The organism is Arthrobacter sp. UYCu723 (genome assembly GCF_054059215.1).
On sequence record NZ_JBSSBW010000001.1, the window covers coordinates 4,676,613 to 4,691,853 of the forward strand.

The 15,241-nt window shown below is 66.8% G+C and carries 13 protein-coding genes and 1 tRNA gene; 2 read left to right on the forward strand and 12 right to left on the reverse strand.

Annotation, left to right across the window (positions count from 1 at the left end; genetic code table 11):
- Window positions 1-72: 72 nt before the first annotated feature.
- A complete protein-coding gene (locus ACVWZ8_RS21925; RefSeq protein WP_426976990.1) occupies window positions 73-3,468 on the reverse strand; it encodes a pyruvate carboxylase in 3,396 nt (1,131 codons plus the stop codon).
- Window positions 3,469-3,807: 339 nt separating this feature from the next.
- On the opposite strand from ACVWZ8_RS21925, the gene ACVWZ8_RS21930 reads away from it, so the two are divergent.
- Window positions 3,808-4,644, forward strand: a complete 837-nt coding sequence (locus ACVWZ8_RS21930) for a ParA family protein (RefSeq protein WP_456505842.1) — start codon at window positions 3,808-3,810, stop codon at window positions 4,642-4,644.
- A gap of 91 nt (window positions 4,645-4,735) precedes the next feature.
- Here ACVWZ8_RS21930 and ACVWZ8_RS21935 read toward each other — a convergent pair whose 3' ends face one another.
- The 5 genes from ACVWZ8_RS21935 to gcvH all read right to left on the reverse strand — a co-directional run bounded on the left by ACVWZ8_RS21935 (window position 4,736) and on the right by gcvH (window position 7,873).
- Entirely contained in the window at window positions 4,736-5,332 is a 597-nt protein-coding gene (locus tag ACVWZ8_RS21935; RefSeq protein ID WP_426976986.1) for a MerR family transcriptional regulator, read from the reverse strand.
- Window positions 5,333-5,628: 296 nt separating this feature from the next.
- Window positions 5,629-6,132, reverse strand: coding sequence for a bifunctional nuclease family protein (locus ACVWZ8_RS21940; protein WP_426976985.1), 504 nt, complete (start codon window positions 6,130-6,132; stop codon window positions 5,629-5,631).
- Window positions 6,132-6,848, reverse strand: a complete 717-nt coding sequence (ftsR, locus tag ACVWZ8_RS21945) for a transcriptional regulator FtsR (RefSeq protein WP_426976984.1) — start codon at window positions 6,846-6,848, stop codon at window positions 6,132-6,134. The genes ACVWZ8_RS21940 and ftsR overlap by 1 nt, the downstream gene beginning before the upstream one ends.
- Window positions 6,849-6,871: 23 nt before the next feature.
- The gene (locus ACVWZ8_RS21950) at window positions 6,872-7,348 is read right to left on the reverse strand and encodes an FHA domain-containing protein (protein ID WP_426976982.1); all 477 of its coding nucleotides are present in this window, start codon (window positions 7,346-7,348) and stop codon (window positions 6,872-6,874) included.
- Between the two features lie 138 nt (window positions 7,349-7,486).
- Entirely contained in the window at window positions 7,487-7,873 is a 387-nt protein-coding gene (gene gcvH / locus ACVWZ8_RS21955) for a glycine cleavage system protein GcvH (protein ID WP_426976980.1), read from the reverse strand.
- A 147-nt stretch (window positions 7,874-8,020) separates the two neighbouring features.
- Here gcvH and ACVWZ8_RS21960 point away from each other — a divergent pair, with 147 nt between their 5' ends.
- Window positions 8,021-8,890 carry an Fpg/Nei family DNA glycosylase gene (locus tag ACVWZ8_RS21960; RefSeq protein ID WP_456505843.1) on the forward strand — a complete coding sequence of 290 codons (870 nt, stop codon included), beginning with the start codon at window positions 8,021-8,023 and terminating at the stop codon, window positions 8,888-8,890.
- A 76-nt stretch (window positions 8,891-8,966) separates the two neighbouring features.
- On the opposite strand, the gene ACVWZ8_RS21965 is transcribed toward ACVWZ8_RS21960, so the two are convergent.
- The 6 genes from ACVWZ8_RS21965 to ACVWZ8_RS21990 form a co-directional block, all read right to left on the reverse strand.
- Window positions 8,967-10,703 (reverse strand): hypothetical protein, encoded by a 1,737-nt coding sequence (locus tag ACVWZ8_RS21965; RefSeq protein WP_456505844.1) that lies wholly within the window; start codon window positions 10,701-10,703, stop codon window positions 8,967-8,969.
- Between the two features lie 207 nt (window positions 10,704-10,910).
- Window positions 10,911-10,987: transfer RNA gene (locus tag ACVWZ8_RS21970), tRNA-Pro, on the reverse strand.
- 139 nt (window positions 10,988-11,126) lie between these two features.
- Window positions 11,127-12,677 carry a ribosome biogenesis GTPase Der gene (der, locus tag ACVWZ8_RS21975; RefSeq protein ID WP_456505845.1) on the reverse strand — a complete coding sequence of 517 codons (1,551 nt, stop codon included), beginning with the start codon at window positions 12,675-12,677 and terminating at the stop codon, window positions 11,127-11,129.
- On the reverse strand, window positions 12,674-13,354 hold the full coding sequence (locus tag ACVWZ8_RS21980; protein WP_426979865.1) for a lysophospholipid acyltransferase family protein: 681 nt from the start codon (window positions 13,352-13,354) through the stop codon (window positions 12,674-12,676). Before ACVWZ8_RS21980 ends, der begins: the two co-directional genes overlap by 4 nt.
- A 49-nt stretch (window positions 13,355-13,403) precedes the next feature.
- Window positions 13,404-14,132, reverse strand: a complete 729-nt coding sequence (gene cmk, locus ACVWZ8_RS21985; protein WP_426976974.1) for a (d)CMP kinase — start codon at window positions 14,130-14,132, stop codon at window positions 13,404-13,406.
- The gene (locus ACVWZ8_RS21990) at window positions 14,132-15,241 is read right to left on the reverse strand and encodes a prephenate dehydrogenase (protein WP_456505846.1); all 1,110 of its coding nucleotides are present in this window, start codon (window positions 15,239-15,241) and stop codon (window positions 14,132-14,134) included. Before ACVWZ8_RS21990 ends, cmk begins: the two co-directional genes overlap by 1 nt.

The following is a 15,241-nucleotide window of genomic DNA, read 5'->3' on the forward strand; positions in this document are numbered from 1 at the left end:
CGGGGTCACTCCGCGCCCATCCGCCACCATCGGACGGGCCGGATCTGACCCCGCGTTGCCTTACGGTTGTTGCTATTCGACGACCAGCAGCAGGTCCCCGCCCTGGACCTGTTCGACGGCGCCCACGGCAAGCCGTGACACGGTGCCGGCCACCGGCGTCGTAATGGAGGCCTCCATCTTCATGGCCTCGATGGTGGCGACGGCGTCCCCGGCCTTGACCGTGTCTCCGGTCTTCACGGTCAGTGTGACGGCTCCGGCGAACGGTGCGGCCACCTGGCCCGGCTGGGAGGTGTCGGCGCGTTCGGCGGCCTTCACGTTGCTCACCACGGAACGGTCACGGACCACCACCGGCCGGGACTGGCCGTTGAGCGTGCACATCACGGTGCGCATGCCCTTCTCGTCCGGTTCGGAGACCGCTTCGAGGGATGCGATCAGGCGGACGCCCTTCTCCAGCTCGATCTCGTGCTCCGCGCCGCGCTGCAGGCCGAAGAGGTAGTCCCGGGTGTCCAGCACCGAGAGGTTTCCGTAGGTTTCAACGCTCTTCTGGTAGTCCTTGGTGGGGCCGGCGAAAAGCAGCCGGTTGAGCGTCTGCTGCCGTGTCTTGGAATCCGAGCCGAGCGCGGCGCTGTCATCGGCGCTGAGCTCGACGTCGCGCACCTTGACGGTGCGGCCCTGCAGGGCCTTGGTCCGGAAGGGCTCGGGCCAGCCTCCGGGCGGGTCGCCGAGCTCACCGGAGAGGAACCCGATCACGGAATCCGGGATGTCGTACTTCTGCGGGTTCTCGTTGAAGTCCGCGGGGTCGGCGTTGAGGCCGACAAGGTGCAGGGCCAGGTCACCCACCACCTTGGAGGACGGCGTGACCTTCACGAGGCGGCCGAGGATCCGGTCCGCGGCGGTGTACATGTCCTCGATCGCTTCGAACCGTTCGCCGAGGCCGAGCGCTATCGCCTGCTGCCGCAGGTTGGAGAGCTGGCCGCCAGGGATTTCGTGCTGGTAGACGCGGCCGGTGGGGCCCGGCAGCCCGGATTCGAAGGGCGCGTAGACCCGGCGGACGGCCTCCCAGTAGGGTTCCAGGGCGCAAACACTCGCGAGGCTGAGCCCGGTGTCGCGCGGCGTGTGGGCCAGCGCGGCGACGAGGGCCGAGGCCGAGGGCTGGCTCGTGGTGCCGGCCAGGGAGGCCGAGGCCACATCCACCGCATCCACGCCGGCGTCCACGGCGGCCAGCAGCGTCGCCAGCTGACCGCCTGCGGTGTCGTGGGTGTGCAGGTGGACCGGGAGGTCGAACCGTTCACGCAGCGCAGTCACGAGGCGCGCGGCGGCAGCCGGGCGAAGCAGCCCGGCCATGTCCTTGATTGCCAGGATGTGCGCGCCGGCGTCGACGATCTTCTGGGCCAGCTCAAGGTAGTAGTCCAGGGTGTAGAGCTTTTCCTCCGGATCAAGCATGTCCGCGGTGTAGCAGAGGGCGACCTCCGCGACAGCGGTGCCGGTCTCACGGACGGCCCGGATGGCCGGCGCCATCTGGTTGACGTCGTTGAGCGCGTCGAAGATGCGGAAAATGTCGATGCCGGTCGCGGCCGCCTCATTCACGAACGCCACCGTGACTTCTTCCGGGTACGGCGTGTAGCCCACGGTATTGCGGCCGCGAAGGAGCATCTGCAGGCAGATGTTCGGCAGCGCCTTGCGCAGCGCGGCCAGGCGGTCCCACGGGTCCTCGCCCAGGAATCGCAGCGCGACGTCGTACGTGGCACCGCCCCAGGCTTCGACGGACAGCAGCTCGGGGAGCAGCTTGGACACTGCCGGGCCGGCCGCCACCAGGTCGCGGGTGCGGACCCGGGTGGCGAGCAGGGACTGGTGCGCGTCACGGAAGGTGGTGTCCGTGACGGCGACGGGGGCCTGTTCGCGCAGGGCCTTCGCGAAGCCTTCCGGGCCCAGCTCCAGCAGCCGGCGGCGGGAGCCGGCCGGGGCCGCCGAGTCGTCCAGGGCGGGGAGCTTGTGGGCAGGGTCGCTGTGGACCGTGAGCTCGCCGTTGGGCTTGTTGACGGTGACCTCGGCGAGCCACGTCAGCAGCTTGGTTCCGCGGTCCGCGGAGACTCGTGCCTTCAGCAGTTCGGGGCGTTCGTCAATGAACGAGGTGGCCACGTTGCCGGCGACGAAGTCCGGATCGTCCAGCACGGCCTGCAGGAAGGAGATGTTCGTCGACACCCCGCGGATGCGGAATTCGGCCAGCGCGCGGCGGGCCCGGGCCACGGCGGCCGGGTAGTCGCGGCCCCGGCAGGTCAGCTTGACCAGCAACGAGTCGAAATGCGGGCTGATCTCGGCACCCGAGTACACGGTGCCGCCGTCGAGCCGGACCCCCGCGCCGCCGGCCGAACGGTAGCCGGTGATCTTTCCGACGTCGGGCCGGAAGCCGTTTGCCGGGTCCTCGGTGGTGATGCGGCACTGCAGGGCGGCGCCCTTGAGCTGGACGGTCTCCTGCGAGAGGCCCAGGTCCGCGAGCGTCTCGCCGGCGGCGATACGCAGCTGCGCCTGGACGAGGTCGACGTCGGTGACTTCCTCGGTGACGGTGTGCTCAACCTGGATGCGCGGGTTCATTTCGATGAACACGTGCTGCCCGGCGCGCTCCCCGACGGTGTCGACCAGGAACTCCACGGTGCCGGCGTTGACGTAATTCAGGGCCTTGGCGAACTTCACGGCGTCGCGGTAAAGCGCCTGCCGGATGCCCTCGTCGAGGTTCGGTGCGGGCGCGATCTCGATGACCTTCTGGTGCCGGCGCTGGATGGAACAGTCACGCTCGAAGAGGTGCATGACATTGCCCTCGGCATCGGCCAGGATCTGGACTTCGATGTGGCGGGGCCGCAGCACCGCCTGCTCGAGGAACATGGTGGGATCACCGAAGGCTGCGTCGGCTTCGCGCATGGCGGCCTGCAGCGCTTCGGGCAGTCCCTCCCGGGTGTCGACGCGGCGCATGCCGCGGCCGCCGCCGCCTGCGACGGCCTTGGCGAAGATAGGGAAGCCGATCTCGTCCGCGGCTGCGATCAGCTCGTCAACGTCCTTGGACGGCTGGCTGGACTTGAGCACCGGGACGCCGGCCTTGCGGGCCGCCTCGAGGGCCGCGACCTTGTTGCCGGCGAGTTCCAGGACTTCAGCCGGCGGTCCGACGAACGTGATGCCGGCTGCGGCGGCGGCCCGGGCCAGCCGCGGGTTCTCGGAGAGGAATCCGTAGCCGGGGTAGATGGCGTCGGCCCCGGATTCCTTGGCTACCCGCACCACCTCGTCGACGTCCAGGTAGGCCCGGACCGGATGGCCCTCTTCGCCGATCAGATAGGCCTCGTCGGCCTTCTGGCGGTGGATCGAATTACGGTCCTCGTTGGGGAACACTGCTACAGTCTTGGCACCCAGCTCGTAGCCGGCGCGGAAGGCACGGATCGCGATTTCGCCGCGGTTGGCCACCAGAATCTTGGAAAACATACTTCTCCTGCATCATCGCGGGCGTATCGGTAAGTGCTCACAGTGTCTAAGACCGGCGTGGGCAAATACAAATCATTGTGGTCACCGTCACAGCAATGTCCGTCACGGATGCCGGTTGCGCGCAAGCCCGCCTGCGCGCAAGTCCGCCTGCTGGCAGGGGAACGGGCGGCCCGGCCGAACCTTCCTGACGATCTGCCGCACTTCCACCCGATGAGACAGGATTCGGCGGACCATCAACATATGATGAGTGGGTGGGTGGCGCATGCACGCCCCGGCTCCAGAACGCAGGGGCCGGCAGGACCCCGTCCCGGCAACCGGCGTTAGGTATTGGTTTTTCAAGTGCAAGTAGTCAGCATCAGCAGCCTCAAAGGCGGTGTCGGCAAGACATCGGTGACCACCGGATTGGCGTCCGCGGCCCTGGCCGCCGGCATCCCCACCCTCGTCGTCGACCTTGACCCCCATGCCGATGCGAGCACGGCTCTCGCTGTCCGGCCCGGAGACCAGCTGGACATCGGCAGGATGCTCAGGTCACCCCGGCGCGCACGCCTGGCCGAAAACGTCGTTCCCAGCGGCTGGGTGGAACGGGCGCGTGCCAACAGCTCCTCCCGCGCCGGCTCTGGCGTATCTATATTGGATGTGGCCGTGGGTTCCGCGTACACCGGCATCTACGACCGTCCGGATCTTGGCCGCCGCGATCTGCGCAGGCTCTCCGCGGTGCTGGCCGGGGCCGAAGGCTACGACCTGGTCCTCGTCGACTGCCCGCCCTCGCTCAACGGCCTCACGAGGATGGCATGGTCCGCGAGTGACAAGGTGACCCTGGTGGCCGAACCGGGCCTCTTCTCCGTTGCCGGCACTGAACGCACGATGCGGGCGATCCAGCTCTTCCGGAACGAGTTCGCCCCGAACCTGTCTCCGGCGGGGATTGTTGCCAACCGGGTGCGCAGCGGCTCCGCCGAGCACACCTTCAGGCTTTCCGAAATGCAGTCCATGTTCGGTGAACTTCTCCTGGCCCCGCACATCCCGGAGCAGGCCAACTGGCAGCAGATCCAGGGTGCGGCCCACGCCATCCATCACTGGCCCGGCGACTCGGCCAAGAACGCCGCTGCGCTTTTCGATGCGCTGCTGGCGAACCTGCTGAAGTCCAACGGCAGCGTCCGGAACCGCAGCCAGCGCTAGGATCCGGGGCTCCGGCACAACCTCCTCCGGACGGCAAAGGCCGCCTCCCCTTCGGGAGGCGGCCTTCGTCTAGGTCCTGTTAATCCGGGGCTTAGCCGGTCTTGCGCGCGGTCCGTCGCTTGCTGAGTTCATCGTCGGGAAAGGACTGGACTGCGGCGTGTTCGCTGGGAAGAGCTGCGAGACTGCCTTCCACTTCGCGCCACACCCGGCCCACGGCAATGCCGAAGACACCCTGTCCGCCCTGGACGAGGTCGATGACTTCGTCCGCCGAGGTGCACTCATAGACGCTGGCGCCGTCGCTCATGAGCGTGATCTGGGCCAGATCCTCGACGCCGCGCTCCCGAAGGTGCTCGACGGCGGCGCGGATCTGCTGCAGCGAGACGCCCGTGTCCAGAAGCCGCTTGACGACCTTGAGGACCAGGATGTCCCGGAAGCCATAGAGCCGCTGGGAACCGGATCCGGCGGCACCGCGCACGGCAGGTTCAACGAGTCCGGTCCGGGCCCAGTAGTCCAGTTGGCGGTAGGTGATGCCTGCGGCCTTGCATGCGGTGGGCCCGCGGTAGCCTGCGTCCTCGTCCAGGACGGGAAGATCCTCGGTGAACAGCAGGCCTTGGGCACCGCTGGCAGGTACGGCGATACCAGCCGTCGAGGTCTGCTTGAGCTCGCCCGCTTCGCCTTTCGGACTCACGTGGATCCTCCTTGTCATGGCTCCCCGAGGGAAGTTGCAGCAACGCCGGTCATCTGACCGGCTACGTAACCAGGCCAGGGAGTGAAATTCAGCAGTAAAATTCATCCGCGAAATTCATCCGTGTAATTCGGCCGGGCCGCACTTTCAGTGTGACTTGCGCGGCTGTTGTATGCAATGGGAACTTGTACCTCCGACGTTAGGCCTGCCGGGGCCCAAGGTCAAAGACGTTCGCGATATTGGGGGGGCGTGTCGAAACTCTAATCCTCGACTTTAACCTTAACGTGACCCCCGCCGGCTCAACCGGCGAAGTCTTCAGGCTCGACGTCGTCCAGGAACTCGCGGAACCGCCGCAGCTCGCCTTCTTCATCGACGGCCGGGCCAGGGTGTGTGTCCTCGCCCTCGTCGTGTTCGGTGATCCGGACCCCGGCCTCCTCCATGACGGCGTCCGCGCACCAGATCCGGCATTTCGCGCGGAGGGCGAGGGCCAGTGCGTCCGAGGCCCGGGAGCTGACGGTGGTGCCGTTCTCAAACTGGAGCTGGCCGTAGAAAATGTTGTCTTCCACTGCCACGATGTTGACACTGACAATGGAGTGTCCCAGGGATTCGACGACGTCGACGAGGAGGTCGTGGGTCATCGGGCGGGGCGGGACCACACCCTGCTGGGCCAGGGCGATGGCGCTGGCTTCCGGCGTCCCGATCCAGATCGGCACGTGGCGTTCCCCATGGATCTCTTTGAGCAGGACAAGCGGCTGGTTGGACGGCAGCTCAATCCGCACGCCGACAATCTCCACCTCAATCATCAGATGTCCATTCTTGAGATGCGGTCCTGGACCAGGGCCTGGTGCAGCGAGAGGCAGAGCTCGCTGATTTCCCGCGCTGCCTCGGCGGCACGGGCGTGGGAGGCGGCGTCCTTGCGCGAGGTCAGGGTTGCCACCGCGCGTTCCACGAGCCCGAATTCGCGTTCCGCGGCCGCCTGGAAGGGCCGCAGGTGACGTGGCTCCAGGCCGTGGCTCTCCAGCTGCACGCAGGCGCGCGCCACCTGGAGGGCGTGTTCGTCGAACTTGCCGTTGACGTGACCGATCAGGCCATAGCTGAGCAGCGACTCGAGCAGAGGCACGCTCGCGCCGGACTCGGCCCGGAGTTGTTCCTCGCTCAGCCGCCGCACCCGGTTCTGCAGTTCGGAGGCGAGCTCCGCGGACACGATCCGGGGTGACACCGTGACGCCCGGGGGCAGGTTGTCCGGGCGTTCGCCGCGGTCGATCGCGTCGAGGTAGTCCTTGATGACCTTCAGCGGCAAATACTGGTCCCGCTGCAGGGACAGGACAAACCTCAGGCGCTCGACGTCGCTCTCCGCGTACTGCCGGTAGCCGGCAGGCGTCCGTTGCGGGTTGATGAGTCCCTTTTCCTCCAGGAACCTGATTTTCGACGCGCTCATGTTCGGGAAATCGTCGCTCAACTGAGCCAGGACTTCTCCGATGTTCAGGACCTGGGGTCCGCGCCGTTCCGCTTGTGCCATTGCCACAGGCAGCTACCCCGGAATCAGACGTTGCCTGCTGCGCGGGCAGGGCTCAGGTAGAAGGTGAGGCGGAACTTCCCGATCTGCACTTCGTTGCCGGACTTCAGCTCCACGCTGTCGACGCGGTCATGATTCACGTACGTGCCGTTCAGGCTTCCGGTATCCACGACTTCGAAGCTGCGTGCCGTGCGGCGGAATTCGACGTGACGGCGCGAAACCGTGACGTCGTCAAGGAAGATGTCGGCGTCCGGGTGGCGGCCCGCCGCCGTGGTGTCCGAATCCAGCAGGAAGCGCGCGCCCGTGTTGGGCCCGCTGTGGGCGACCAGCAGGGCAGAGCCGTACGGCAGCGCCTCAACTGCAGCCCGCTCCTCGGTGGAAAGCTTCGGTGTGAAGTGGGGCTCGTCGCGGACCGGCGTGAGGTTGATCGATGTGGTCTCCGAAGCTTTCACTCCACGCGTGCCGTGACCGTCACCGGGGTGGTTCCGTTCGTGCCGAAACATTGAGTCCTCCTCATTCGTTGCAGGTGTCCCCCCTGCAAACAACGCATGCCGTCCGGAAATGCCTGGCAGATCCGGTATTCGGTCCTCCGGCGGGCCGTCGTTAGTATTCCAACGGCCCGGCCTGAAAGATCGTTTCCTTTAGCCTACCTGCTGTTCGTACTCCGACGCACTGAGCAGCGACTCGACCGCGTCGGCCTCCGCAAGCTTGATTTCAATCAGCCAGCCCTCGCCGTACGGATCCGAATTGATCAGGGCAGAATCGGTGTCCAGCGACTCGTTCCGGGACACCACTTCGCCCGATACCGGGGCGTAGATGTCGCTCACGCTCTTGGTGGACTCGACTTCGCCGACGACGTCGTTGGCCTTGATCGTGGTGCCTACTTCGGGCATCTGGGCAAAAACGACGTCTCCGAGGGCGTCCTGGGCAAAATCGGTGATGCCCACGCGCACGACCCCGTCGGCGTTCGGGGCCGAAACCCACTCGTGTTCTGCGGTGTAGGACAGCTGTTCGGGAATGATGCTCATGACGGGCCTTTCATCGGGTCAATCACCAATGTCGACGGCGGCCAATCGAACTGCCCGCCGCTGAAAGTATAGGCATATTCAGCCGGTGCCCGGGGTGGGTTCTGACATGATGGTGCGATGACAGAACAAGGCGATAACGGCTAGCCGATGCCCGAACTTCCGGAAGTGGCTGGCCTGACGGACTTTCTGGACGAGCAGTTGCGCGGTGCTGTTGTGACGCAGATCCAGATCGTCTCGTTCGCGGTACTCAAAACGGCGGATCCCCCCTTCTCCGAACTTCAGGGCAGGGCCGTGACAGGGGTGCGCCGCTTTGGGAAATTTGTCAGCTTGGACGCCGACGGGCTGTATTTTGTCTTCCACCTGGCGAGGGCCGGCTGGGTCCGGTTCACCGACTCCCCCACTGATATCCAACTGAAAATGGGCAAGGGACACATAGCGGCGCGGCTGGCGTTTTCCGGCCCGGCCGGCCCGCTTGGCCTGGATCTGACCGAGGCCGGCACGAAAAAGAGCCTGGCGGTTTATGTGGTGCGGGATCCGTACGACGTTCCCGGGATCGCTGCTCTCGGACCGGATCCCTTCAGCCCCGGGTTCGACGTCGATGCCTTGGCGGAGATCCTTGGATCCAGTTCCCAGCAAGTCAAGGGTCTCCTGAGGAGCCAGAGCGTGATTGCGGGCATCGGGAATGCCTACAGCGACGAGATCCTGCATGCGGCCAAGACGTCACCATTCGCCACGGCGAAGTCCTTGGACCGTGACGCGGTCCTGCGGCTTTACGATGCCATCCACAGCATTCTCGGGACAGCCCTGCAGGAAGCCCAAGGCAAACCGCCAAGTGAACTCAAAGACACCAAGCGGAGCCACCTGAGGGTCCATGCCCGGACCGGCGAAGCATGCCCGGTGTGCGGGGACACCATTCGTGAGGTTTCCTTTGCGGACACTGCTCTGCAATACTGCCCGACCTGCCAGACGAAGGGAAAGATCCTGGCCGACCGCCGGACGTCAAAGTTCCTGAAATAGGCGCCGCGGCAGAACCGCGCCTCTTGGAAGACGCAGAAACCCCCGCCACACCTTTTGCGGGATGACGGGGGTGTCCTCAGGAACCTGAAGGCCGTTTTCTGGTCACGAGCCGGACAGCCGCGGCACGGACCGGGCGGACACACCACACCAGTGCAGCCGCCAGCATGGCCCCGCCGATCGTCAGGACGAGCGGCAAGGGGCGGAAGGATCCCGCGTCAGATGCCTGCTCCGCTGACACCGTCACCGGTTCGGACGGCGCTGCGCTGGGGCTGGGGGTTGGCTTGGCCACCGGCACCGCGGGCGCGGAGATTGCTTCGGCAGGAGTCGCCGGTGCTATCACCGAAGGCGCCGCTTCAACTTGGGACTCCCCGGCTGAATAGCCAGGGTCCGTGCCGGAGGCCGTACCGGGCGAAAGCCTGGCCAGCGGTGCGGCGCCGGAGGCCTGCGGCTTTATGGTTCCGCCACCGATCGGTGCCGGAACGGTGGAGACCACCGGGCCACCGTTATCAGAGGACCCTTCCGGCACGGCCGTCCGCGTCGGAATCGGCGATGGCGACGCGGTGGCCGTCGGCGTCGGCGATGGCGACGCGGTGGCCGTCGGCGTCGGCGATGGCGACGCGGTGGCCGTCGGCGTCGGCGATGGCGACGCGGTGGCCGTCGGCGTCGGCGATGGCGACGCGGTGGCCGTCGGCGTCGGCGATGGCGACGCGGTGGCCGTCGGCGTGGCGGACGGCGTTGGAGCCGCCGTGGCGGTGGCCATCGGAGATGCAGTCGCAGTCGGGACTGCAGGGGCAGGCGTCGGGTCAGTGTCGCCGTCGATCACCACATACAACGAAGATTGGGGGTTCGGCCCATATCCTACTGCCGTTGCTGTGACGACGACGGCAATCTGGTGGCCCTTGTCGTCAGCGACAATTTTGTAGGTGCTCGCGGTGGCCCCCGCTATCGGCTGGCCATCCCGCTTCCACTGGTAGAGGAATGACATCGGTTCGCCGTCGGCATACCACCCGAAAGGTCCCACGCCGAGGACGTCCCCGACCTTCGTCCCACCGACCGGATACAGCTCGCCGTTTCCGGGGTGTATATAGCCGGGCGTGACCACTGGGGCGGTGTTGGACTTGGAGACGCTCTCCAGTCCCGGCCAACTGCCGGTCACCTTGAGCGTGACCCTCTTGCCCAGGTCGGACACCCTGATCCGGTAGGCGTCCCCGTTGGCGCCCTCGATGTCCACGCCGTCGGCCTGCCACTGCAAAGCGACACGGTCGGGCGACCACGTGCCGAGACTATCGACTTCGAGCGTGAACCCGACTCTTGAGGAGCCGTCCACCACCGGAGCCTCGCCGCTGATGGTCAAGCCGGGCCGGCCGGTGTACTCCGTAGTGTTGCCGTCGCTGACTTTCGGGGACGGGAGGGTGGTCGCCACGCCGTCCTTGAGCCCTTCGGCGGAAGCGGTAACCCGCAGCGCCAGGGAATGGCCAGTGTCGGTCGCGGAAATCGCGTAGGTTTTGCCCTCTTCGCCGGGGATGACGGCACCATCGCGTAGCCACTGGATCTTCAGCGTTTGGGCCCGATCCCAGTCGCCTGGGTCGGATGAAAGGATCTGCCCCGCTTTGAGGATGCCGGTGAAGATCGGGTTGCCGGCTACCCGAACGGTGTCGTTGCTCGCGGCATTATCATGGAATTCGCGGCAGTGCTGTCCGGATGCGGAATTCCAGCAGGCGTAAGTAGCCTCGGCTGGCCCGGCGAAGCTGACGGTGGCCAGAATAATGGCGGCGCCGACGGCAGGAGCCGACCACGACAGTGTTCTCTTCAATTTTTCCCCCAAGTAGTGATCCCACCGCGGACGGGCAGGGACCAATTCACATGCTACAAGAGAATTCCGCCGTCTCCGGTCTTCAGGGACGGTCTTGCCGCAGTGTGGACCCGCGCCGCCATGTCAGACGGTGGGTGAAGACCGGAGGGCAAAAAGAAAAACCGCCCCACCACCAGGATGATTCCCGGTGATGGAGCGGTTTCCTGCTGGTCGGGCTGACAGGATTTGAACCTGCGACCCCCTGACCCCCAGTCAGGTGCGCTACCAAGCTGCGCTACAGCCCGCTGGTTCCGCCGTTCTCCGCCTCGATGTCATCCGAAGATTTCCATCTGAGCAGTCCGGCCGAACCACCTCCAAAAGCTTACACGATCCCGGAGGGTGCCCGTGACATTCTGAAAATGCCACGGGCGCGGTGTGTCGGGATTAACGCTTCTTGCCACGCTTTTCGCGCACGCGCATGTTGACCTCGATCGGGGTGCCCTCGAAACCGAAGGTCTCGCGGAGCCGGCGGGTGATGAAGCGGCGGTAGCCCGGATCCAGGAAACCGGTGGTGAACAGCACGAACTTCGGCGGGCGGCTGGAGGCCTGGGTGCCGAAGAGGATGCGGGGCTGCTTGCCACCGCGGACCGGGTGCGGGTGTGCCGCGACCAGTTCGCCCAGGAACGCGTTGAGGCGTCCGGTCGGGATGCGCTTGTCCCAGCTTTCCAGCGCGGTGTCGAGGGCAGGGACGAGCTTGTCCTTGTGCCAGCCGGTCAGCGCCGAAATGTTGACCCGCGGCGCCCACGCCACGTGGGCCAGGTCCTGCTCGATCTCACGCTCCAGGTAGCTGCGGCGTTCGTCGTCGAGCAGGTCCCACTTGTTGAACGCGAGGACCAGTGCGCGGCCGGATTCGATCGCCAGCTGCAGGATGCGGACATCCTGCTCGCTGAGGACTTCGTCCACGGCGAGGAGCACGACGGCGACCTCCGCCTTTTCGAGCGCACTCTGGGTCCGCAGCGAGGCGTAGAAATCCGCGCCCTGGGCCATGTGCTGCCGGCGGCGGATGCCGGCGGTGTCGACGAAGCGCCAGGTCCGGCCGCCGAGTTCGATGAACTCATCGACCGGGTCCCTGGTGGTGCCGGCGGTGTTGTCCACCACCACGCGCTCGGATCCGGCGAGCTTGTTCAGCAGCGAGGACTTGCCGACGTTGGGCCGGCCGATCAGGGCGATGCGGCGCGGGCCGCCGGAGCGTTCCAGCCCTTCGATCGTGGAGAACTCGGGCAGCGTGTCCATGACGTGGTCCAGCAGGTCGGCGACGCCGCGGCCGTGGAGCGCCGAAACCGGGTACGGCTCGCCGAAGCCGAGGCCCCAGAGCGTCGCCGAGTCGGCTTCCTGCGCGAAGTCGTCCACCTTGTTGGCCACCATGATGACCGGCTTCTTGGACTTGCGCAGCATCTTCACAACGCCCTCGTCCGTGGCCGTGGCGCCGACGGCGGAGTCGACGACGAACAGCACGGCGTCGGCGAGCTCCACGGCCATCTCGGCCTGTTCGGCCACACGGGCGTGGATGCCGCGGGCATCGTGCTCCCAGCCGCCGGTGTCGACCACGGTGAAGTTCCGGCCGTTCCAGGTGGCCGAGTACATGACACGGTCACGGGTGACGCCAGGTGTGTCTTCCACCACGGCTTCGCGGCGGCCGAGGATTCGGTTCACCAGGGTTGACTTGCCCACGTTCGGACGGCCGATGATGGCCAGCACGGGATCAAGCTTGACCGGACCGTCGAAGTCCTCGTCGTCGTACTCGCCGCTCAGGAGGGCGGCGTCGTCTTCATCCAGCTCGTAGTCGTCCAGGCCGGCACGGAGGGAGGCCGCGCGGACCTCTGCTTCCTCGTCGTCCAGGGCGGCGAGATGCTCAGCCACCTGGTCCGTGCCGGTGGGCGTGTATTCGTCTTCGCCGGCGCCAAATTGGCCGGAGGTTTGAGTCGTATCGCTCATTGCACATTCCTTATGGGGTGATCTGCCGGCGTCCCGGCTACTGCTTCATGACGTTCTTGCGGGGAATCCGCGTCGGGCAAGGGCTGCCCACTGTATGTAATGGAGTCTTGGACATGCCGGGCCAGCGCAGCGCGGATCTCGGTTCCCGCCCTGTCCATTGAAACACGGCCGGTCTCACCCGGCCGGCGGCTGACATTGAGGGCCCCGCCGAAGCTGACATGCAGCCGGCGGCGCAGCCCGGGGACGGCGTCCAGGTGCTCGGCGCCGATCCGGGTGCCGAGGATGGACACGGGGACCACGGTGGCGCCGGCGGTCAGCGCGAGCCAGGCGACTCCGTTGTTGATCGCCGCGGCTTCGCCGCTCCCCCGTGTTCCTTCGGGGAGGATCCCGACGCACCGTCCGGCGTCGAGGACTCTCCTGGCTTTCTGCAGCGCCGCGCGGTCGCCCGCACGGTCAACGGCCAGCTGGCCGGAGGCTGTGAGCACCCGGCCGAGGAAGCCGGTGAACAGCTCCTTCTTGACCAGGATGTGCATGGGCCGGGGTGCGGCGCCGAACATGACGGGTCCGTCCAGGAAACTGATGTGGTTTCCGGCAAAGATTACCGGGCCCGAGGCCGGGACGTTGGCGCGCCCCGTCACGGAGGTCCGGTACACGACGTGGTCCAGCAGCCAGCCCACGGGCCGGCTCCAGGCCGTCGTCCACCGGCCCGGCACTGCCTGCTGCGGCTCAGACACCCTTGGTGACCGTGTGGTTGATGACACTTTCCACGATGCCGAGGGCGGCGTCGACCGTCTGGGCGAAGTCCAGGTCCGAAGAGTCCAGGGTCACCACGCCGTCGGCGGCCTGGGTGAAGTTCACCACGGTGGAGTCCTTGGCGTCACGCTGGGTCACCTGGGCGGCGAGCTGCTCGGCGTTCTGGCTGCCGCCAAGCTGGATCCCCCGGCGGCGCAGGCGCGCCTCCTCGCTCGCGGTGAGGAGCATCCGGACTTCGGCGCCCGGGGCGACGACGGTGGTGATGTCACGCCCCTCGACCACCATGCGGCGGTGGTGCTGCTCGATCAGCTCACGCTGGCGGCGGATCAGTTCGGTGCGGGCGCCGAGGGTGGTGGCCACGGCACTCACGGCCGCGGAGATCGCCGGCTCCCGGATGGCGAGGGTGATGTCGACGCCGCCGACCCGGACGTACTCTTCCTGCGGGCTGGTGCTGATCTCCAGCGGAAGGTTCTCGGCTGCAGCCTCAACCGCAGCCCCGTCTTCCAGGTCGGTCCCGGAATCCAGGCAGAACCAGGTCAGGGCGCGGTACATGGCGCCGGTATCGAGATAGGCAAGCCTGAGCCGCCGTGCGACTTCCTTGCTGACGCTGGACTTGCCCGATCCGGACGGTCCGTCGATAGCCACGACAAGGTTTTTTCCGGGGCGGACAACGTCCACCGTTTCTATGAGTTCCTGGGTCATTACTGGAGTACCCGCCATCCGCGATCGTTGAGGGCTTCGATTAATAGGTCATGTTTGTTCGGCAGTACGGAGATTTCCACCATGCCCACGTTCTGGCCCGAGGAGTGGTCCAGGCGGAGGTCCTCGAGGTTGACGCCGATCTCGCCGATCTCCGTGAGGAGCCTGGCGATCTGGCCCGGAGTGTCATCCACCAGGACCGTCAGCCAGGAGTAGGCCTGCGGCGGTCCGCCGTGCTTGCCCGGAATCCGGGACTGCCCCGCGTTGCCTTCGCTGATCAGCTGGGCCAGGTCGAGCCGGGCGCCGGGGGCGGCCGGGTTCTCGAGCGTGCCGATCAGGCGGTTGAGGTCCTCGCGGACCCCGTTCAGGATGCCGACAACCTTGCCCGCGTTCGCACCGAGGATCTGCACCCAGAGGGTGGGATCGCTGGCCGCGATGCGCGTCACGTCCCGCAGCCCGTTCCCGGCGAGGGACAGCGCATGCGGAGGCGTACCCTGCAGGCGGCTGGCCACCAGCGAGGACATGACCTGGGGCAGGTGCGAGACGAGCGCCACGGCCTCGTCATGTTCCTCGGCCCCGAATTCGGACACAACCGCGCCAAGATCCGTTGCCAGCGCGCGCGCCGTCTGCAGGGCCTCGGGCGACGTTTCCGCCGAAGGGCACAACACCCAGGGCATCGAGGTGAACAGCTCACCGCGGGCGGCCACCGGACCGGATTTCTCACGGCCCGCCATGGGGTGGGTCCCCACATAGCGGCCGAGGTCGGCCCCGCGGGCGCGTAGTTCGGCCTGGATGCCGGATTTGACGCTGGCAATGTCGATCACGGCGGCCTGCGGGTAGTCCGTCAGGGCCTGCGCCACCACGTCCGCGGTGACATCCGGCGGAGCGGCAACCACCACGAGTTCAGGCTGCTCGGCGTCGAGGCGCGCCAACGGCAGGCCTGCGCCGATGTCGACGGCGACGGCCTGGTTGGTGGGCGAGGGATCGGAGAGGAACACCGGGACCCCGCGACCCCGCAGCCCCAGCCCGATGCTGGTGCCGAGGAGCCCCGTTCCAACGACCACCACCGGGCCGTTGAGGTGGCCGCGGCCGTGGGTACGAAAAGCGGACAT